The following is a 17,509-nucleotide window of genomic DNA, read 5'->3' as shown; positions in this document are numbered from 1 at the left end:
GATCTGGAGCCATCTGATTAAATTATTGGTTTGACACTTGGTTCGACTTGTTTTACAATCCCCCGTATGTTGCGGGGAGGGGTTGGGATCTTGAAGGCGGCGTTTGACTGGTCTGGGTTTCAGATGATCCCTAGCCCGGGGAGCCCTTGGGGTTCCCCGGAAGGATGCCCTTTGCCCGTCCTCGGCCTTAGGATTTGAAGCTGGTGAGATCTTAAGGCGTTTACCGGGAGATTAGGGTTTGGGCCGTCCCTTCGGGGGCGGCCCTGTTTTATTTTCATGGGAGGTGTTGAGTATGGACAGGGCGGTTGAAGTTAACAGGGTGGCCATAATAGGGGCTGGAACCATAGGCAGTGCGGTGGCCATGGCGCTCAGGCCTCATTTCCAGGTGATGGTGACCCGTAGGAGAGGTGGCATCCCCACGGAGCTTTTAGAGGCTGGGGTGGAGGAGGGAGGGGCTAACCAGGAGGCTGCGTCATGGGCTGATGTGGTGATATTGGCGGTGAAGCCATATCAGGTGCTGGAGGTCATGTCGCAGATATCTGAGGTAGCTCCGGAGGCTGCTCCTAAGGTGGTGGTATCGCTGGCGGCGGCCATGACCATCCAGATGATGGAGGCGGTCTGTCCCTTCCCGGTGGTGAGGGCCATGACAAACACCGCATGCCGGATAAGGCGGGGGTATACGGTCTACTCCAACGGTTTAGCCGTTGGGGAAGAGGAGGAGGCAGTGGTGAGAAGCGTCTTCAGATCCATGGGGGCCTTTGAGAAGGTGGACGAACAGTACCTGGACGTGCTAACTGCCATGTCTGGCAGCGGCCCTGCGTACATGTACACGGTTTTGGAGGCCATGATACTTGGAGCCCTCAAGGCAGGGCTTCCCAGGGACCTGGCGCTTAGGGCGGCGGCCAACACCGCCATAGGGGCCTCGTCCCTGCTGTTGGAGTCCGGTGGTCATCCGGCGGAGCTTAGGGATCAGGTGATAACCCCCGGAGGGGTTACCATAGAGGGGCTTTACGAGTTGGAGGAGGGTAGGGTGAGGACCGCCTTCATGAGGGCGGTTTCCGCTGCGGCTTTAAGGTCCGTTGAGCTGGCGGACTCCGCTAGGCGGAGCGCGATGGACAAGGGGATACTTGCTATGCAGGTTAAAGAGCGCTAAAGTGGCATGGGTTCTTATATTTTCCTGTCTTGAGGAAGGGGTGTTCAGAGTGGATGAGAGAAAGGGCTGCTTGACGGTTCCAGCGGCGTTGCTGGGGGTTTCCTTGGTGTTATCCGCCTTCCTCATCGCCGGTTCTCTGGGGAAGCTTAAGAGCATTGACCGTTACGTTACGGTGAAGGGGTTCTCCGAGATGGAGGTTAGGGCGGACCTTGCGGTTTGGCCCATAATGTTCAAGGTTTCCGCCAACGACCTGGCTAGCCTGCAGAGGCTTAACGACAGGGCTAAGGGGGAGATAAGGGCGTTTCTCCTCTCCCTTGGCTTCAAGCCGGAGGAGATAAGCGAGTCTCCTCCCCAGATAAACGACCTTAAGACCCAGTACGGGGTGGATCAGGCTTCCAAGCTGGACGAGCGCTACGTGGCCCAGAGCTTCGTGACCTTGCGAACCAACCAGGTTGATAAGGTCAAGAGGGCCATGGAGCGGTCCGGTGAGCTGGTGAGCAAGGGGGTTGTGTTGTCCCAGGAGTACGGGGTCATGCCGGAGTTCATATTTACCAAGCTGGACTCCATAAAGCCCAAGATGGTGGCGGAGGCCACGGTTAGCGCCAGGAACGCGGCGGAACAGTTTGCCAAGGACTCCAACAGCCGCCTTGGGGGGATAAGGCGGGCGGAGCAGGGATACTTCAGCATAGAGGATCGGGACAAGGGATCCCCGGACTACAAGAGGGTCAGGGTGGTGACCACCGTTCAGTACTACCTGGAGGACTGATGGGGCTTGGGGGATCCGTCCCCCTGCCCATAGGTAACTTGAAAAAGATATGCCCCGGGGGCGAGGGCCTTCCGGGGCTTTTTTGTGGTTTTGTGGCTGTTACGAGTTTTTAGGTGGTTGACTTGTCCCCCCGCGGCTTGCGCTGCCGTACTCTACCGCTTCCTCAGGACTATGGATATGAAATTAAGGTATTTACCGCCCCCCGCCTGGAACGCCTTCCTGTCCTCCACGGCGTAGGGGTTATCCATCTGGAGCCAATCATCCCAAACCTCTTGGAAGCTTTGCATCTCCCCTATGGATATGAGTTCTGCTTTCTGGGATTTCTCAACCATTGATTTCCAGTAGTCCCCGTCATGGATGTAGTCCAGTTGATCTTCAGTCCATGAAAGGAGCAGCTCCTTTGGGGGATTGTGGTGGACGTCCTTTTTCATCCCCGGGATGGCGATGTAGATAAGTCCCCCGGGCTTTACGAAGTCCATGAGCTTTTGGTCCAGGAAGTTGGGGTCTCTACCAAAGTAGTTGTACGAGTCCACGCTCACCATGGCGTCGAAGAAGTTCCTTTCGAAGGGCAGGTCATTGGCGTCCCCCTTTACGGCTATCAACCGGTCCCTGCACTCGAACTGATCGAAGAAGGCCTGGTTCTCCGCCGGATCGCTCCACAAATCCAGGGCGTATACGGTGAACCCGTATTCGGAAGCCATGAAGACGCTGGTCACCCCTTTGCCGCTGCCGAGGTCACACACCACGGCGCCCTCGGGTATCCTATGGTCCATCAAGAGCTCTTCCGTGAGCTTCATTGGGTTAGGACCCATTATTTTATCCATGAACTTTTTGTCCTGGTACTTATTGCTTAGTTTGTACATCATCACATAAAACCCTCTCTCGATTAATTTTAGCTGCAATTTCGTCAATCATTCCAAAGTATACATCAATGTAATCATTTATTGCTGTTGTTATGTCTTCGGTTTTTTCTGGTGATTTTTCTGTGTCAATGCCGTCTTTAAGTTCATAGTAGTTCATAGTAAAAATACATGGGTCCAATTAACCCTATAGATATTATTGTTGCTGAGTGTTTGTCTATTTTAAGCTTTTGGGTTAATATGTCACGCACGCACTCTACTGGGCCAACCCCGAAGTGTTTGTTGAAAAGATCTAGCATGTGTTGATTCCTTTGCCGCTCCCTAGCTATCATCCTCCTAAAATTTGCGGCCATGTCGTCGCTTGACCAGTAAACAAGCTGATATTTTGCGAAATCTAGCAGGGTGTTCATGTCAAGGCCTTGGTATTTGCCTTGGCACACGTCCAAGGTGTCATCCGGTACTCCCTTGTGGCGGCTTCTCTCCCTGTCCAGTTCCTCCACGCTTCGTTTTTTGCCACTCTCTTGGTGTCGTTCCCTAACTCAGCCTTTCCTTTCTACCAAAGCCAGGCACTCCACGTGATCGGTCATGGGGAAGAAGTCGTAGGGGATGACTTTGACAACCCTGTACCCCATCGTGCACAGCTTGGCCAGGTCCCTGGAGAGGGTTGAGGCGGCGCAGGACAGGTATGCCATGCGCCATACACCGACCTCCCCCAGCATGTTCAGAACCTCCGCCTCCATCCCGGACCTTGGAGGGTTTGCGTAGATGAGTCGGCTTTCGACCGGAAAGAGCCGTAAAAAATCTGCTATCTGGGGGACCCTCTGGGCACATGTGCCCTGCAGCAGCGACGATGACGGGGAATTGATGCCCCCCATCTTCAAGGACATGCCGGATACCTCCACCCCCAACGTTGACGCCCCTTGGCTCGACCACAGTGCCAAAGAGGCCCCGTCCCCGCAGTATAGGTCCGCCACCCCCTTGCCTTGGGAGGGGCTTAGAAAGTTCAAGGCCTTCATCAGGGAGTCCCGGTGGAGATCTGGTATCTGCTGGGCGAACGACCACGGCCCGTAGGCGGTGCCGGTTTCATCGAAGGAGAAGGGCTTCCCAAATATCAAGTGCCACCCGTTTTTGGCGAAGATCCTAACCCCCGCCGAAGGGTTTGTGTGCCCCCAGAGCCCCTGGCAACCCCAATGGGCAAGCTCTTCCAAGGGGAACTGAACGGATGGTAGGTGCCTGTCCTTGAACACCAATGCGACCTGGGCCATGGTTATCGACACCATGAAAAGCGGGATGCCCTTTGGAAGCCCCATGAGCACCCTTAGCATGCGGTTCACCCGATCCTGTTGAACCGGGCATTCCTCCAGGGGTATCAGCTGGTCTCTCCTCATCATGCCGAAGCGCCAACGGGATCCATCGTGAAGGGCTTTAAGCCTGACCCTCCTGCGGTATCCCAACGTCCTCCCCTCACCGACGCCTCGAATGGGAGATATCACCTCCCGGTGATCGGCAAGCGCCCTGTGCACCCACGCCTCCTTCAGCCTTATGCCCTCTTCATATGGGATGTCTCTGTACTTGCACCCCCGACATTGGTCGTGGCATCCCAGACGGTTCATGGTCTTCTCCCGGGCCTTCCGGAGGGCAGGTGTATGCCCTTGGTGGCGCAGTATATCCTTGATACGGTGGTTATCATCATGCATAAGTACATGGCGTGTTCCCCGCTGAGGGCCCTCGTGATTGGGAGGAGCGTGGCGGATCCAGCCAGCGCTGCCACCGCGTAGACCTCGCGGTGGAATATCAGGGGGGTTGAGCCGGATAGCACATCTCTCAAGATCCCACCCCCAACCGCGGTGATAACCCCCATGGCTGTCACGGTAAAGGCACTTTGGAACCCCATGTTTATGGCCAGCATCCCGCCTCCAGCGGAGAACGCCCCAAGCCCCACCGCGTCCATCAGCACTATGAGCTTGTCCATCTTAAGTATCGGGAGGGGCCTTATAAACACCAGGACGGACGTGGCAACCGCTATTAGACAGTAATACGGGTCCCTCAAGGCCAGGGGTGGCAGGTTCCCGGAGAGTATGTCCCTGGTTATGCCTCCTCCCACCGCGGTTACAAGCCCCAGCACGCACACCCCAAAGAGGTCAAAGCCCTTCTTCACTCCCGTAAGGGCCCCGGAGGCCGCGAAGGCCGCGGTGCCCAATGCTTCGAACAGGTTCCACAGGATCACGACTTACCAGGCCTCCTTAATTCAGCAAACAGGAGTTTATCATAGAATAGAAAGGATTTTCCCGCCCTGATCTTAGGTTAGGGGTTTTGGAGGTGTGGGTAATTGGGATCGGACGTCTTGATAAGGATTGACGGCAGGCCTGTGGCGGCGGTTAAGGGCGGTTTCCTTGTGGATCCATTGGAGGTCCCATTGGGGGACTCCACGGTGGAGAGGATTGAGGACTACCAGGGGGGATTTTCCGTGATGCCGGGGGACTTCAACGGGCACAGTCACCCGGAACAGTCCGTTTACGCCGAGATGGTGGAGGAGGGCTGGGATCTTCCTACCTGGTGCAGGAGGACCATATACGCCCACAGCGTCCACATGACCCCTGAACTCGTCTACTTGAGCTGCTGCAGGGCCTTTGGCCGCATGCTTCTGAACGGCATAACCTCCGTTGCGGTCTCATTCTACTGCCACAACCGCATGGGTAACGCCTTGGACCGGGAGGTGATAAAAGCGGCCCTTGACTCAGGCATTAGGATCCTGTTCGGGAGGATGAATTACGACTTGGTATCCAAGGAGGCCTATCCTGAAAAGCGGGCTTCCCAGGAAAGCTACTTCGAAGGACCCTACTACGAGAACCACCTAATCTCCCTCATGGAGGAGTTCAATGGGCTTGCGGAGGTACAGGTTGCCCCTTCGCTTCACAGCTTTCATGCCAACACCCTGGGTGCTGTGGCCAGGGTGTTGGAGCTTGCGTCGGAGCTTGGCTCACCGCTTCAGTTTCACCTCTCCGAGGACAAGGGAGATGTGGACCTATGCTTGGACCTCTATGGAGAGCGGCCGGTCTTCGTGCTGGCCCGACTTCTGGAGAGAACTGGCCCGGTTAGGCTCCTGCTCTCCGATTGCATATGGTTGTCCCAAGAGGAAAAGGACCTTCTTGCCCAGATGGGGGCATCGGTGGTCTTGAACCTTAGGATGAACCACCGAATGGGGGTGGGGCTTCCGGACGTCCGTGGGTTGCTTGAAAGGGGCATACCGGTTTACCTCGGCACCGATGGGGAGGCCAGCAACTACGGTCTGAGCATACAGGAGGAACGGGAATTTGCCCTTGAGCAGTTCGGGGTGTCAGTTCCTATCGTGCCTTTTGACATGCGGTGCGGCAATGTGGGATCCATGGAGCTTGGTTCCTTGGGAGACCTTAAGGTCCTCAACGAAGGGCGTGTCTGGGACGTCTTCGTAGGGGGACGTAAGGTTGTATCCCGGGGCACCCTCTTGACCATGGATCTCAATGCGGTGGAGGAGCGCATTAGGTACATAACGTCGGATTGGAACGTGTTATGATATAATAAAAAGGTAAAGTTAAGGAGGTGATCCGATGGACCTCAGAGAGATCCTGCCGATAGGCACGGTAAAGAGACTGGTCAAGAAGGTGTCCACGTCCGACACGGTGGGGAATAAATCCAAGGCGTTGGAGGAGTTCCTTTCAACCGCCGCCTGTCTTGAGACCATGACCCAGCTGGCGGTGGAGATGCTAGACCCCAAGCTCCCGGAGGGGTTGGTATCGGTTGGGGTTATGTCCCACGTGGAGAACCTAGCTCCTGCTGTCTTGGGGGAGGACGTGGCGTTCACCGTTTCCCTGGACAGCGTAGAGGGCAACAGGGTGTTCTTTTCCATGGTCGCCAGTGATATGTACGGTCCGGTGGCTAAGGGTACCCAGGAGCGTGCGGTGGTTCACGTGTCCGCCCTGGAGCGGAAGGTGGCAGAGCGGCAGGGCCGTTGACCGTTGTCCTGACAGCACAAGCCCCAGTATGAGCAGGGTCGCGTGATTTCCCAATAAGGAAGAGGGGGCTCTCGTCCCCCCTCTTCCTTGACCTTCGTTCCCCTAATGCCAGCCTCGCATCATCTGTTCGTGGTGGCGCTGCTTCTCCCTGTCCTGGATTGAGAACCTCCTCTCCGCCCACCGGGAGAGCCTTACGAAGGGCAGTCCAAGCAACAGGTATATGGCGGCCACCATTATCCCGGTGCCGAAGTAGTCGTAGTACGTGGCGGCGATTTGGCCGTATGCCTTGGTGAGGTCCACCATTGTTATTATGGATACCAGCGACGAGTCCTTGAGGAGCGATATGAAGTCGTTGGTAACCGGAGGTATGACCACCCGGAATGCCTGAGGAACGACCACGTGTCTTAAGGCCTGCCATCGGGTCATGGAAAGCGCCAGCGCCGCCTCCATCTGTCCCCTTGGTACCGCCAGGAGGCCTGCCCGGTAGTTCTCCGCCTCGTATGCCGCGTAGTTGAGCCCTAGACCTATTACCCCAGCCATGAAGGGGGATAGCTTTATCCCCACGTTGGGAAGGCCGTAGAAGATGAAGAAGAGCTGTATCAGCACCGGCGTACCCCTTATGACCTCTATGTAGCCCAAAGCCAAGGCGGATGCCCACTTGGGGCCGAAGACCCTCATGATGGCCAGGATGAAACCTACCGCCATGGCGAGCAGCATGGCGCACACCGAAACCTTTAAGGTTACCAGCGCGGCCTCCCCAAAGGTGGGCAAGAAGCTTATGTACCGCTTGATGAGGTCTTTTAGGGAAACCCTTGGCTTGTGAGCCTCCGCCCAGTCGTTATAGGCATAAGGAGGGCTTTTCGGAGGGGAGAAGTCGTTCCACTCCTTGGCCATCACCGGGTTCCATAGGTTCCATCGATCGTATATGCGCCTTAACTCCCCCGTGTCCCGGAGCTTCATGAGGGCGGCATTTATCTCCCGGAGCAGCGCCTTGTCCTCCTTGCGCACCGCTATTGCATAGGTCATGCTGCCCACCGGTTCGCCAACGAACTTGACGTCCGGGTTGAACCCAGCGGAGTACATGGCTATCGGGGCATCGAACAGGGTTGCGTCCAGCCTGCCGTTCGTTAGATCGTCGTAGGCGTTGGCCTCCACTATGTAGGTCCTTATGTCCTTGCATCCCAGCTCCTTCAGCAGGAAGTAGGAGTAGGACTGCTTGAGGGTTCCCACGGTCTTGTCCTTGAGGTCCTCGAAGGAGGTTATGTCCTTGTTATCCCTTCTTACCGCTATCTGCAGGTAAGTATGGTAGTAGGGGATGGAGAACGCCACTTCCTGCTGGTGCTCCGGGGTAACCTCAAGACCGTTTATGGCCACGTCGTAGAGCTTGCGATTTAGCCCCGGTATCAGGTTGTCCCAGCTGTTGTTGACGAACACCGGTTTGCGTCCCATCTCCCGCGCCACCGCCTCGATTATATCCACTTCGAAGCCGATGAGACGGTCCACGTTCTTGGGGTCGTTGAACATGAAGGGTACGCCCCCCTCGGAGTCCCCGGCCCAGCGCAAAACCTTCTCCTGCCCAGATGCAGTCCATGGCAGAAGAAGGCACGATATCAACACAAACACCAACATCCCGAGGAACGGGATGCCCAAGCATCGGCGCCCCATCACGCTATCCCCGTCCCCACCAGGTGTCTCAAGAACTCCCTGGTGCGTTCGTTCTTCGGGGAGGAGAAGAGGATCTCTCCGTCCTCTATCTCTACGATCTCCCCCCGGTCCATGAATACCACGTAATCCGAGGCGTCCTTGGCGAACCGCATCTCGTGGGTGACTATTATCTGAGTCATCCCCTCCGCGTCCAGGTCCCTCATGACCTGAAGGACCTCTCCAACAAGCTCCGGGTCCAGGGCTGATGTGGGTTCATCGTAAAGCATGACCCTTGGGTTCATCGCCAGGGCCCTTGCTATGGCGGCCCGCTGGGTTTGTCCCCCCGAAAGGGTTGAGGGGTATCGGTTCATCCGGTCCCCAAGCCCCACTTTCTTGAGAAGCTCCACTGCCCTGGCCTCCGCAACGTCCCGATCCTCCCCCTTGACCACCATGGGGGCCAGCATTACGTTCTCCAGCACCGTCTTGTGGGGGAAGAGGGTGAAGGACTGAAACACCATCCCCACCTCTTTCCGGATCTCATGGGCCTTCATGAGAGTATCCTTGCCGTAGCCCTTTTCGCTGCCGTCCCGTTCTAAGGTGTGACCGCACACCGTAAGGCGTCCTCGATCCATGATCTCAAGACAGTTAAGACACCTCAAAAGAGTGGACTTCCCACAGCCCGACGGGCCTATTATGGATACCAGGTCCCCTTCCTCTATGGTGAGGTTTATGTTGTTGAGCACCTCTCCATCTTCAAATCCCTTGCAGAGGTTTTCCACCACCACAAGGGGTTGAGCCCTTCCGTTCATCCTTCCTACCCCTCGAACACGTAAGTTTTAATCGGGGGGAACCCGTTGAAGTTGACGGAGCAGTAGCTGGCGGTGTAAGCACCGGTGGTGAGGAAGTAAACCCTGTCTCCCTCCGCCAGGCTCACCGGCAGCTCGTACTTGAAGTGCTCGTATAGGATGTCCACGCTGTCGCAGGTGGGGCCTGCCAGTATTACCTTCTGGCTGGGTCCCTTTTTATCCACGTATATGGGGTATTTTATGGCCTCGTCCAGGGTCTCTATCAGGCCTCCGAACTTGCCAGCGTCCAGGTAGACCCAGCTGTATGGGTTTGTCTGGGACTTCTTAGAGATCATCACCACCTCGCAGACCAGTACCCCCGCGTCCCCCACCATACCCCGGCCCGGTTCTATCCATATCTCCGGTAGCTGCTCCCCAAAATCCTCCCTTAGGAAGCGCTTTATCTCAGAGGCGTAAACGGACAGCGGTGCCGTGGGCTCCAGATACTGGGCGGGCAGTCCTCCCCCCAGGTTGATCATCTTGAGCTCCACGTCGAACTCTCTGGCGGAGTCGAACAGATACTTACAAGTAGATATGAGGAATCCCCACTGACCTATGTCCCTCTGTTGGGATCCCACGTGGAACGAAAGACCATACGGCTCAACCGCCAGCCTCTTAGATAGCCCTATTAAGCGATATATGGAGTCCGGATGGGTCCCAAACTTCCTCGAAAGAGGCCAGTCCGCCCCGCTGCAGTCCGACAGGATCCGGTAGAACACCTTGGACCCCGGTGCGTTTTCCGCTATCTTCCTAAGATCCGATTCACAGTCCGTGGCGAACACCCGGACCCCTTTGGAGTACGCATAGGCTATGTCCCCGGCCTTTTTGATCGTGTTGCCGTAGCTTATCCTCTCCGGTTCTATACCCATGGAAAGGAGCTGGTCCAGCTCGTATATGGAGGCCACATCGAAATGACTGCCCCGGTCTGCAAGGGCCCTAACCACCTGTTCGTGGGGGTTGGCCTTAACCGCATAGTAGCACGTCGCAAAGCCCATCTCTCGTTTTATCTCGTCGTACCTTTCCACCACCTTGGAAATGTCCACCACTAAGCAAGGTGTCTCCTTCTGGGCGGCGAAGGCCTTAATCCTCTCGAACCTGTCCGGAGTGAAGTATCTGTCCAGGTCAAAGGTGTAGATGGGTGTCTTCAAATTTTCCTCTCTCCTCCCCTTTTTTGTGCGCTCATTTCGGCGAGCCCTGGAGAAGTTTAATGGCTTACACCTTAATGAGCAATCCCATTTGGTGTTATATTTATATGACCTCTTGAACGTGCCATGTCCCCCCGATGGGGCTGTGACGCATAAAATGTTGCAGGACTGGAGGTTGTTCGCAACATGAGCCGAGCTTTCGTGAGGGAAGAAGACGAGGATCTGCTTAACCTGAAGTATGACGAATCCTATGTTAAGAAACGGACCGACTGGCTAAATATCCAGCGCAAGAAGCTGGCGTTCCTGACATCGGACCCCAAGGCGGAGTCCATAGACCCCGCCACCCGGGAACGATGGATAGCCCAGACCAGGGAGGACATAGAGCGCACCGAGGAGGAGCTGCGTAGGGTCAAGGCCATGTTGGAGGAACGTAAGGGTTAGCCCCGGTCTTTTAGCTTTGAACGTTGAACACTTCCTCTAAGCGCTACAGATACTCCTTCTTGCCGTCCTTGCTGCCCCGGGAGGGGGTGATGCGCGGGTCTTCAGTCCCATTGGGGGCGTCTTGGGTTCCCGAGGAATTGTTGTTATCCGCATCCTGATCCTGCGGGGTCATGGTGATGGGCTCTGGTGAGGGGGCCTTTGCGCTCTCTGTGTTGCGTCTGACCTTTCCAGCCCTTGCCTCCGCGCCCTTGCCGTTCCAAGTCCCTTCCGGTGCCTTGATCGCCTTATCCCCTTTTGGCTGATCACCGTTTTTTACTTCCCCCGGGGTTATCCATATCTTGGTGCCCGGGGCTATGTAGGCCACCAGCTTCTCTATGTCCCGGTTCCTCATCCTTATGCAGCCGTGGGTGACCCTCTTGCCTATTGAGCCAGGACTGTTCGTGCCGTGTATGGCTATCTGCCATGGGTTGTAGAAGGATATGAGCTTGCTGCCGTAAACGCCCTTCTGCGGTTCCCCGGGCTCATTGAACCACGCAGGATCGAAGACCAGGTTCCTGGCATCCTGTAGGATTCGGCGAACCTTGAAAACCCCCACGGGAGTTATGAGGTCCAGGCGATCCTTCTTTACGTCCCCCTTGCCTCTCCCTATTGCCACAGGGAAGGACTTAAAAGGCTCGTCCCCTTTCATGAGGTAGAGCCTTAGCTTTGCCTTGTCTATCTTGATCCAGTACTCGTCATCCTCGACGGTGAAGGGTCTTGCTTGGGCCGTCGCAGCGGAGATCATAACCAGCGCTGCAGCTAAAAGGGCAGCAATCTTCCTCAAGCTCGGGGCATCCTCCTGATGTATGGTGGCCTTTAGGCGAAGATTATAGCATCTTTGAACGGTTTGTTTTATAGTATTCCAAAGCCCCTTGGAAAGGGTTTGCCTTTTGCGAGCAAGAGGCCTTTCGATGCGCTTTATGTGCTTCAAGCCGGGCGCGCGTCGTCACATCTACAAGCTTAAGGGAGGGGAAGCGATATGGAAGTTCTTAAGGTCTCAGGAAACTCCCAGCCGAAGTCCGTGGCTGGTGCCATTGCGGCGGTTCTTCGGGAGTCCGGTTCCGTTGAGGTCCAGGCAGTGGGAGCTGGGGCGGTTAACCAGGCGGTGAAGTCCATAGCCATCGCCCGGGGTTACGTGGCCCCCAACGGGATTGACCTGATATGCATTCCCGCCTTCGCCAGGATAGAGATAGACAACGAGGAGAGGACCGCCATCAAGTTCCTCCTGGAGTCCCGTTAAGATCGTCTAGAACTACTGGGAGACTTGGCCACAAGGCTTCCAGAGCTTAAAGTGATCGAGCCGTGTCCGCTAGGCTACCCGTTGGGGCGATAAACAGCGGGAACCGATTCATCTCGGGGTCCCCCGTGAGTTGTCACGGGGGACCCCGTTTTAGTAATATGAGGGGATAAGCATTTTAGGGGATCTCTTTTTGGGGTTTGCCGTGGAGGGATCCGCGTCTTCATAATTTAAAGTCTTGGGGGGATAAGAGAGATGGAGGCCATAAGGGCGCCTAGGGGAACCAAGGACATCATGCCCGAGGAATCGTGGAAGTGGGCGTACGTCCTTAAGGTGTGCCGTGACGTGGCGGATGACTTCGGATACCGGGAGGTTCAGCTTCCCATCTTCGAGCACACGGAGCTCTTCTGCCGGGGCATAGGGGATACCACCGACGTGGTTGAGAAGGAGATGTATACCTTCACCGACCGGGGGGGCAGGAGCATAACCCTGAGGCCGGAGCTAACCGCGTCCATGGTGAGGGCATACCTTGAGCATGACCTGAGGAACCAGACTCAGCCGGTGAAGCTTTGGAGCGCTGGCCCCATGTTCCGCTACGAGAGGCCCCAGAAGGGACGCTACCGGCAGTTCTGGCAGGTGGACGTGGAGGCGTTGGGGGTGGCAGGATCCACTGGTGGATCTGGAGGTCATAGGTTTATCCCTGGAACTCTACCGCAGGCTTGGACTTTCAAACCTAGAAGTGGTCCTCAACTCCGTGGGCTGTCCCAAGTGTCGGCCGGAGCATCGAAAGGCCTTGACCGATTACCTTATGCCCCGCTTGGAGCAGCTCTGTGAGACCTGCCAGGGACGTTTTTCCAGGAACCCCTTGAGGATATTGGACTGCAAGAATCCCTCGTGCAAGGAACTGACCGAGGAGGCCCCTGCCATGACGGATCACCTGTGCGATGAGTGCAGGGAGCACTTCGATGCCCTTCTCCGCGGTTTGGACGCGGTAGGCGCCAAGGTTAGCCTGGACAAGAGGCTTGTCCGGGGGCTCGACTACTACACCAAGACCGCCTATGAGATACTGTCCGGAGACCTGGGAGCCCAGAACGCGGTGTGCGGCGGTGGACGATATGACCACCTGGCGGAGGCCATAGGAGGCCCCTTCGTGCCCGGCGTCGGCTTCGCGTCCGGCATAGAGCGGATCGTGATAACCATGGAGAGCCAAGGCTGCTCCTTTGGAGAGGCCCCTAACTGCCAGGTCTTCCTGGTGTCCGCTGACCAGGACCTGGAGGTTCGCCTCGCCGTGGCGGGCGTTTTAAAGGAGCTTCGTTCCTTGGGTGTTAGGGCGGACATGGATTACTCCGGGAAGTCCTTCAAGGCCCAGATGAAGCTGGCTTCCCAGAAGGATGTCCCTTGGGTTTGCATAATCGGCCGCAGTGAGCTTGAGAAGTCCGTGGCGGCCATCAAGGACATGGGAAGGGGCAACCAAGAGGAAGCGCCCCTTTCAACCGTGGCGGAGGTCATCTTTAGAAAGATAGCAGGGGAGGTAAGGTAGGATGTCCGTTTCAGAGGGCCTCTTCGGGGAGGCTTGGAAGAGGACCGTTAAGTGCGGTGAGGTAGGGCTGCCGCTGTCTGGCAAACCCGTGGTGTTAAACGGATGGCTCAGGCGCCGCAGGGACCTGGGGGGGATCATATTCCTTGAGCTGTGGGACTATACCGGTCTTGTCCAGGTGGTGATAAACCCCGAGGTGGCCCCATTGGCCCATGAGAAGGCCAAGGACGTGCGCAGCGAGTACGTCCTCGCGGTGAAGGGGCGCGTCAGCCCGCGGCCCGAGGGCACCGAGAATCCCGACATGCCCACCGGGCAGGTGGAGGTTGTGGCGGAGGACATCCAGGTGCTGGCTCCCTCCAAGCCGCTTCCCTTCGAGATCAACGAGGCGGACAGGGTTGACGAGAACCTGCGGCTTAAGCACCGCTTCCTGGATCTGAGGCGCGATAGGATGCAGCATAACCTCAGGGTTCGCAGCGCCGCCGCGCTCTTCACCCGGAGCTACTTCTCCGAGAATGGCTTCCTTGAGGTGGAGACCCCAATGCTCACCAAGTCTACCCCGGAGGGGGCGAGGGACTTTTTGGTGCCCAGCAGGGTAAACCCCGGCAAGTTCTTTGCCCTTCCCCAGTCCCCTCAGATATTCAAGCAGATCCTCATGGTCTCTGGCTGCGACCGGTACTTCCAGATAGTCAAGTGTTTCCGGGATGAGGACTTGAGGGCGGACCGCCAGCCGGAGTTCACCCAGGTGGACCTGGAGATGAGCTTCATCACCGAGGAGGACGTGTTCTCACTGCTCGAGGGTTACGTGAAGGGGCTGTTCTCTCACGTGTTGGGGGAGGATATACCAACTCCGTTCAAGAGGATCACATGGCGGGAGGCCATGGACCTTTACGGAAGTGACAAGCCGGACCTTAGAATACCGTCCCATATGGTGGATCTATCGTCCGTCATGGCTTTTGAGGGCTCTCCCTTGAAGAGTCTGGTGGAGGAAGGGGGTACGGTTAAAGGGCTGAGACTCCAAGGGGGTGCCAAGCTCTCCAGGAAGGACGTGTCCAACCTGGAGGCCAGGGCTGTGGAGCTGGGGGCCAAGGGATTGGCGGTCATACAGCGGACCCAGGAGGGGCTTAAAGGGCCCTTCGTCAAGGGGATGGACGAGGGGGCAAGAGAGAAGTTGCTGGAGGTATCCGCATTGGAGGAGGGAGATGCCCTCCTGGTCTTGGCGGATAAGTCCTGGCGTTTGGCCTGTGAGGTCCTAGGTACCATAAGGCTTGAAGTCTCCCGCTCCCTTGGATTGGTGGAGGATGGGTGGCGTTTCCTTTGGGTGGTGGACTTCCCGCTTTTCGAGTGGGATGAGGAGCAGGGCCGTTGCGTCTCGGTGCATCATCCGTTTACCTCCCCCAAGCTGGATGACCTGGAGAAGCTGGAGTCCGATCCCCTTTCTGTCAGGTCCAGGGCTTACGATCTGGTGCTTAACGGAAGCGAAGTTGGGGGCGGGTCCATTAGGATACATCACCCGGCGGTGCAGGAGAAGGTGTTCAAGGTGTTGGGCTTCTCGGAGGAGCAGCTGAGGGATCGGTTCGGTTTCCTGTTGGATGCCCTGTCCTATGGGACGCCTCCCCACGGTGGGCTTGCCGTTGGGTTTGACCGACTGGTTATGATGCTCTGTGGGGCTAAGTCCATAAGGGAGGTAATGGCCTTCCCCAAGACCCAAAGGGCCCAGTGCCTGCTCTCTGGGGCTCCCTCTTGGGTGGACAAGTCCCAGCTGGATGAGCTTTACATAGCCAGCACGTTTAAGGAGGACAACCCAGCGGATTGACCGTGTCTCTAACTTGGCTGAAGATGACGGGTTGATCCGGTAATCCAAGACAGGGGGTGTTGCCTTTGCTTTCCGTCAGGTTTCTTGGACATGCGGCCTTTTACCTGGAGGGGGACTCCTTCAGCGCCCTGGTGGATCCCTTCATAAGCGGTAACCCCGCGGCCAAAGGGGCTGAAGGGATAAGACCGCAGTGGATCTTCGTGACCCACGGTCATGGGGATCACCTGGGGGATACGGTGGACATCGCAAGGGAATCCGGGGCTACGGTGGTGTGCAACTACGAGCTGTCCCTAATCCTTGCCCGCCGGGGGGTGAGGACCATGGGGATGTACTTCGCCGGTAGGACCCCTATGCCCTTCGGCAGCGTCCGCATGGTCAAGGCCCTTCACGGCTCCGGGGTGGACCTGGGGGATACAGTGGCCTATGGTGGGCTTGCCTGCGGCTTCGTGATAGAGGCCTGCGGGGTAAGGGTTTACCACGCCGGGGACACCGGGCTTACCGCAGACATGGGGCTTTTGGCTCAGGAGGGCATAGATCTGGCCTTGTTGCCCATCGGGGGCTTCTATGTGATGGATTGTGAAGATGCCGCCAGGGCGGTGAGCATGATAAAGCCCAAGAAGGTGGTCCCCATGCACTATGACACCTTCCCCCCAATAAAAGCGGATCCTAAAAGGTTTTCCCAGCTCGTGGGGGATGAGGCGGAGACCGTGATACTGTCTCCGGGGGAGTCTTTGACGATAGGGTAATGATCCTAAAGAGGGGTTATTTAGGGTCGGACTAGCAGGGGGGCTGGCCGCCCCCCTACTGCTTGATCCTCGATAGGGCTGATCAGTACCTGAGGCCGAAGACCGGATGGAAGATGCGCTCGTCGTGCAGGAACTTGGCCTGTTCCTCCAATGCTTTCTTTGCCCGGTCTCCCATGCGGATTGCCAAGACGGAGGTTATCACGTGTACCAGGAACAGGGGGCCTATGATGCTGCTCCCGAAGGTGGGGGAGGAGGCGGAGACGTACATTGAGAGCTCCGCGAACCGGCAGACCGGAGCTGCGGGGCTATCGGTTATGGAGATGACCTTGCAGCCATTGTTATGGGCGGTCTCCACGGATTCGGTTACCTCCACCACGTAGCTTGGGAGCTCGCAGACCACCAGAAGGTCCTCCTTGCCTGCCACCCGTACCTGTTCATGCAGCGTTAGGGTTCCACGCTTGAGCAGGAAGGAGTTCAGGTTCATTACCCGAAGGCGTACCTGCAGTGACTCCGCCACCATGGAGGATATGCCCCATCCTATGCAATATATGTTTCGTGCCCGCTGAACCATATCGCAGAAAACGGACACGCTTGAGGCGGACATCTGGGACCAGGTGTCGTCTAAGTTGGCATGCTCCATTCGGTATATGGTGTCTGGAAGGCTCTCCTCCGAGCTGGATACCTTGGCCAACATGGCGGCGGGGTTCACCTGTTCGAGGATGGCCTTCTGCAGTGCGTCCTTTAGCTCCGAGTAGCCATCGAAACCGAGCATCCGGGCAACTCTAACCAGCTGGGCCTTGGAGACGTTGAGATCCTCCGCCACGTCCCCTATGGACCTGAAGGCCGCCTCCCGCATGTTTGATAACAGGTATTCAACTACACGCCTTGCCTTGTTGGGCATGGCCTCCACCCGTTCCATCATCAGCGCCTGAAGCTGGGCACTGTCCATGTTTACACCCCTTCCGTCATCATTGGGATCACAGGATTTTTCGCCCCTTACCTTCAAAACCGCCACAGTGACACCGACGACTGGGACGCGTTAACCCCTTGAAGGCTGAGCCTTGCCACTTGGAGTTTTAAGGTCCTACGGGAAGGCATTGGGGACTAGTTTGGTAAACTTTAACGGGATTTCCGTTCAAGTTTTCCTGTACATTATATACCATGGTATATGCTAAGGAAACTGATTTTTCCTTTTTGCTTGCTGTCTACAGTTGACACCTTTGTGGTGATCGGTTGTTATAGTAGGCCATGGCTATGGGATTATGGCTAAAAATCAAAGAAAAAATGGCCC

At 56.8% G+C, this 17,509-nt stretch carries 18 protein-coding genes and 1 pseudogene; 9 read left to right on the top strand and 10 right to left on the bottom strand.

Annotated features, from left to right (window positions below):
- Positions 1-292: 292 nt before the first annotated feature.
- Positions 293-1,153 (top strand): pyrroline-5-carboxylate reductase, encoded by an 861-nt coding sequence (gene proC / locus THEVEDRAFT_RS06160; protein ID WP_006583852.1) that lies wholly within the window; start codon positions 293-295, stop codon positions 1,151-1,153.
- Between the two features lies 1 nt (position 1,154).
- Complete coding sequence (locus THEVEDRAFT_RS06155) at positions 1,155-1,919, top strand: SIMPL domain-containing protein (protein ID WP_006583851.1); 765 nt, start codon at positions 1,155-1,157, stop codon at positions 1,917-1,919.
- A gap of 152 nt (positions 1,920-2,071) precedes the next feature.
- Here the strand turns inward: THEVEDRAFT_RS06155 and THEVEDRAFT_RS06150 are convergent, their stop codons facing one another.
- From THEVEDRAFT_RS06150 to THEVEDRAFT_RS06135, 5 genes are read right to left on the bottom strand one after another with little or no spacing between them, the layout of a single operon-like run.
- A complete protein-coding gene (locus THEVEDRAFT_RS06150; protein WP_245522616.1) occupies positions 2,072-2,716 on the bottom strand; it encodes an SAM-dependent methyltransferase in 645 nt (214 codons plus the stop codon).
- 46 nt (positions 2,717-2,762) lie between these two features.
- On the bottom strand, positions 2,763-2,939 hold the full coding sequence (locus THEVEDRAFT_RS09475) for a hypothetical protein (protein ID WP_156787128.1): 177 nt from the start codon (positions 2,937-2,939) through the stop codon (positions 2,763-2,765).
- Complete coding sequence (locus THEVEDRAFT_RS06145) at positions 2,926-3,279, bottom strand: hypothetical protein (RefSeq protein WP_156787127.1); 354 nt, start codon at positions 3,277-3,279, stop codon at positions 2,926-2,928. Before THEVEDRAFT_RS06145 ends, THEVEDRAFT_RS09475 begins: the two co-directional genes overlap by 14 nt.
- 39 nt (positions 3,280-3,318) lie before the next feature.
- Positions 3,319-4,392 carry a class I SAM-dependent RNA methyltransferase gene (locus tag THEVEDRAFT_RS06140; protein WP_006583848.1) on the bottom strand — a complete coding sequence of 358 codons (1,074 nt, stop codon included), beginning with the start codon at positions 4,390-4,392 and terminating at the stop codon, positions 3,319-3,321.
- Complete coding sequence (locus THEVEDRAFT_RS06135) at positions 4,389-5,006, bottom strand: trimeric intracellular cation channel family protein (protein ID WP_006583847.1); 618 nt, start codon at positions 5,004-5,006, stop codon at positions 4,389-4,391. The genes THEVEDRAFT_RS06140 and THEVEDRAFT_RS06135 overlap by 4 nt, the downstream gene beginning before the upstream one ends.
- Before the next feature lie 102 nt (positions 5,007-5,108).
- Between THEVEDRAFT_RS06135 and THEVEDRAFT_RS06130 the strand changes: the two genes are divergently transcribed.
- Positions 5,109-6,332 (top strand): amidohydrolase family protein, encoded by a 1,224-nt coding sequence (locus THEVEDRAFT_RS06130; RefSeq protein WP_006583846.1) that lies wholly within the window; start codon positions 5,109-5,111, stop codon positions 6,330-6,332.
- A gap of 34 nt (positions 6,333-6,366) precedes the next feature.
- Positions 6,367-6,771, top strand: coding sequence for a thioesterase family protein (locus THEVEDRAFT_RS06125; RefSeq protein WP_006583845.1), 405 nt, complete (start codon positions 6,367-6,369; stop codon positions 6,769-6,771).
- A 102-nt stretch (positions 6,772-6,873) separates the two neighbouring features.
- On the opposite strand, the gene THEVEDRAFT_RS06120 is transcribed toward THEVEDRAFT_RS06125, so the two are convergent.
- Genes THEVEDRAFT_RS06120 through THEVEDRAFT_RS06110 form a run of 3 tightly spaced genes read right to left on the bottom strand, consistent with a single transcriptional unit; the run spans position 6,874 to position 10,408 of the window.
- The gene (locus THEVEDRAFT_RS06120; protein ID WP_006583844.1) at positions 6,874-8,436 is read right to left on the bottom strand and encodes an ABC transporter substrate-binding protein/permease; all 1,563 of its coding nucleotides are present in this window, start codon (positions 8,434-8,436) and stop codon (positions 6,874-6,876) included.
- Entirely contained in the window at positions 8,436-9,224 is a 789-nt protein-coding gene (locus tag THEVEDRAFT_RS06115) for an amino acid ABC transporter ATP-binding protein (protein ID WP_006583843.1), read from the bottom strand. The genes THEVEDRAFT_RS06120 and THEVEDRAFT_RS06115 overlap by 1 nt, the downstream gene beginning before the upstream one ends.
- A 5-nt stretch (positions 9,225-9,229) precedes the next feature.
- Entirely contained in the window at positions 9,230-10,408 is a 1,179-nt protein-coding gene (locus tag THEVEDRAFT_RS06110; RefSeq protein ID WP_006583842.1) for a type III PLP-dependent enzyme, read from the bottom strand.
- Positions 10,409-10,591: 183 nt separating this feature from the next.
- Here THEVEDRAFT_RS06110 and THEVEDRAFT_RS06105 point away from each other — a divergent pair, with 183 nt between their 5' ends.
- Positions 10,592-10,846, top strand: a complete 255-nt coding sequence (locus THEVEDRAFT_RS06105; protein WP_006583841.1) for a hypothetical protein — start codon at positions 10,592-10,594, stop codon at positions 10,844-10,846.
- Positions 10,847-10,889: 43 nt separating this feature from the next.
- On the opposite strand, the gene THEVEDRAFT_RS06100 is transcribed toward THEVEDRAFT_RS06105, so the two are convergent.
- Positions 10,890-11,669: a L,D-transpeptidase gene (locus THEVEDRAFT_RS06100; RefSeq protein ID WP_006583840.1), complete on the bottom strand. Its 780-nt coding sequence runs from the start codon at positions 11,667-11,669 to the stop codon at positions 10,890-10,892.
- Positions 11,670-11,864: 195 nt separating this feature from the next.
- Between THEVEDRAFT_RS06100 and THEVEDRAFT_RS06095 the strand changes: the two genes are divergently transcribed.
- The 4 genes and pseudogenes from THEVEDRAFT_RS06095 to THEVEDRAFT_RS06080 all read left to right on the top strand — a co-directional run bounded on the left by THEVEDRAFT_RS06095 (position 11,865) and on the right by THEVEDRAFT_RS06080 (position 16,218).
- On the top strand, positions 11,865-12,125 hold the full coding sequence (locus THEVEDRAFT_RS06095; protein ID WP_006583839.1) for a stage V sporulation protein S: 261 nt from the start codon (positions 11,865-11,867) through the stop codon (positions 12,123-12,125).
- A 252-nt stretch (positions 12,126-12,377) separates the two neighbouring features.
- Positions 12,378-13,662: pseudogene (gene hisS / locus THEVEDRAFT_RS06090) on the top strand (histidine--tRNA ligase).
- A 1-nt stretch (position 13,663) separates the two neighbouring features.
- Positions 13,664-15,472, top strand: coding sequence for an aspartate--tRNA ligase (aspS, locus tag THEVEDRAFT_RS06085; protein WP_006583837.1), 1,809 nt, complete (start codon positions 13,664-13,666; stop codon positions 15,470-15,472).
- 65 nt (positions 15,473-15,537) lie between these two features.
- A complete protein-coding gene (locus THEVEDRAFT_RS06080; protein ID WP_006583836.1) occupies positions 15,538-16,218 on the top strand; it encodes a metal-dependent hydrolase in 681 nt (226 codons plus the stop codon).
- 82 nt (positions 16,219-16,300) lie between these two features.
- Here the strand turns inward: THEVEDRAFT_RS06080 and THEVEDRAFT_RS06075 are convergent, their stop codons facing one another.
- Positions 16,301-17,167 carry a MurR/RpiR family transcriptional regulator gene (locus THEVEDRAFT_RS06075; RefSeq protein ID WP_006583835.1) on the bottom strand — a complete coding sequence of 289 codons (867 nt, stop codon included), beginning with the start codon at positions 17,165-17,167 and terminating at the stop codon, positions 16,301-16,303.
- Between the last annotated feature and the right edge of the window lie 342 nt (positions 17,168-17,509).

Origin of the sequence: Thermanaerovibrio velox DSM 12556, from assembly GCF_000237825.1 — a bacterium.
In the GTDB taxonomy this organism is placed as follows: Bacteria; Synergistota; Synergistia; order Synergistales; family Synergistaceae; genus Thermanaerovibrio; species Thermanaerovibrio velox.
This window is presented reverse-complemented; position numbering and strand designations above follow the sequence as displayed.

Excerpts from the sequence above, each read along its gene's own strand:
- proC (WP_006583852.1), top strand. The coding sequence starts at position 293 with ATGGACAGGGCGGTTGAAGTTAACAGGGTGGCCATAATAGGGGCTGGA.
- THEVEDRAFT_RS06150 (WP_245522616.1), bottom strand. The coding sequence starts at position 2,716 with ATGAAGCTCACGGAAGAGCTCTTGATGGACCATAGGATACCCGAGGGC.
- THEVEDRAFT_RS09475 (WP_156787128.1), bottom strand. The coding sequence starts at position 2,939 with ATGAACTACTATGAACTTAAAGACGGCATTGACACAGAAAAATCACCA.
- THEVEDRAFT_RS06140 (WP_006583848.1), bottom strand. The coding sequence starts at position 4,392 with ATGAACCGTCTGGGATGCCACGACCAATGTCGGGGGTGCAAGTACAGA.
- THEVEDRAFT_RS06125 (WP_006583845.1), top strand. The coding sequence starts at position 6,367 with ATGGACCTCAGAGAGATCCTGCCGATAGGCACGGTAAAGAGACTGGTC.
- THEVEDRAFT_RS06120 (WP_006583844.1), bottom strand. The coding sequence starts at position 8,436 with ATGGGGCGCCGATGCTTGGGCATCCCGTTCCTCGGGATGTTGGTGTTT.
- THEVEDRAFT_RS06115 (WP_006583843.1), bottom strand. The coding sequence starts at position 9,224 with ATGAACGGAAGGGCTCAACCCCTTGTGGTGGTGGAAAACCTCTGCAAG.
- THEVEDRAFT_RS06105 (WP_006583841.1), top strand. The coding sequence starts at position 10,592 with ATGAGCCGAGCTTTCGTGAGGGAAGAAGACGAGGATCTGCTTAACCTG.
- THEVEDRAFT_RS06095 (WP_006583839.1), top strand. The coding sequence starts at position 11,865 with ATGGAAGTTCTTAAGGTCTCAGGAAACTCCCAGCCGAAGTCCGTGGCT.
- aspS (WP_006583837.1), top strand. The coding sequence starts at position 13,664 with ATGTCCGTTTCAGAGGGCCTCTTCGGGGAGGCTTGGAAGAGGACCGTT.
- THEVEDRAFT_RS06075 (WP_006583835.1), bottom strand. The coding sequence starts at position 17,167 with ATGGACAGTGCCCAGCTTCAGGCGCTGATGATGGAACGGGTGGAGGCC.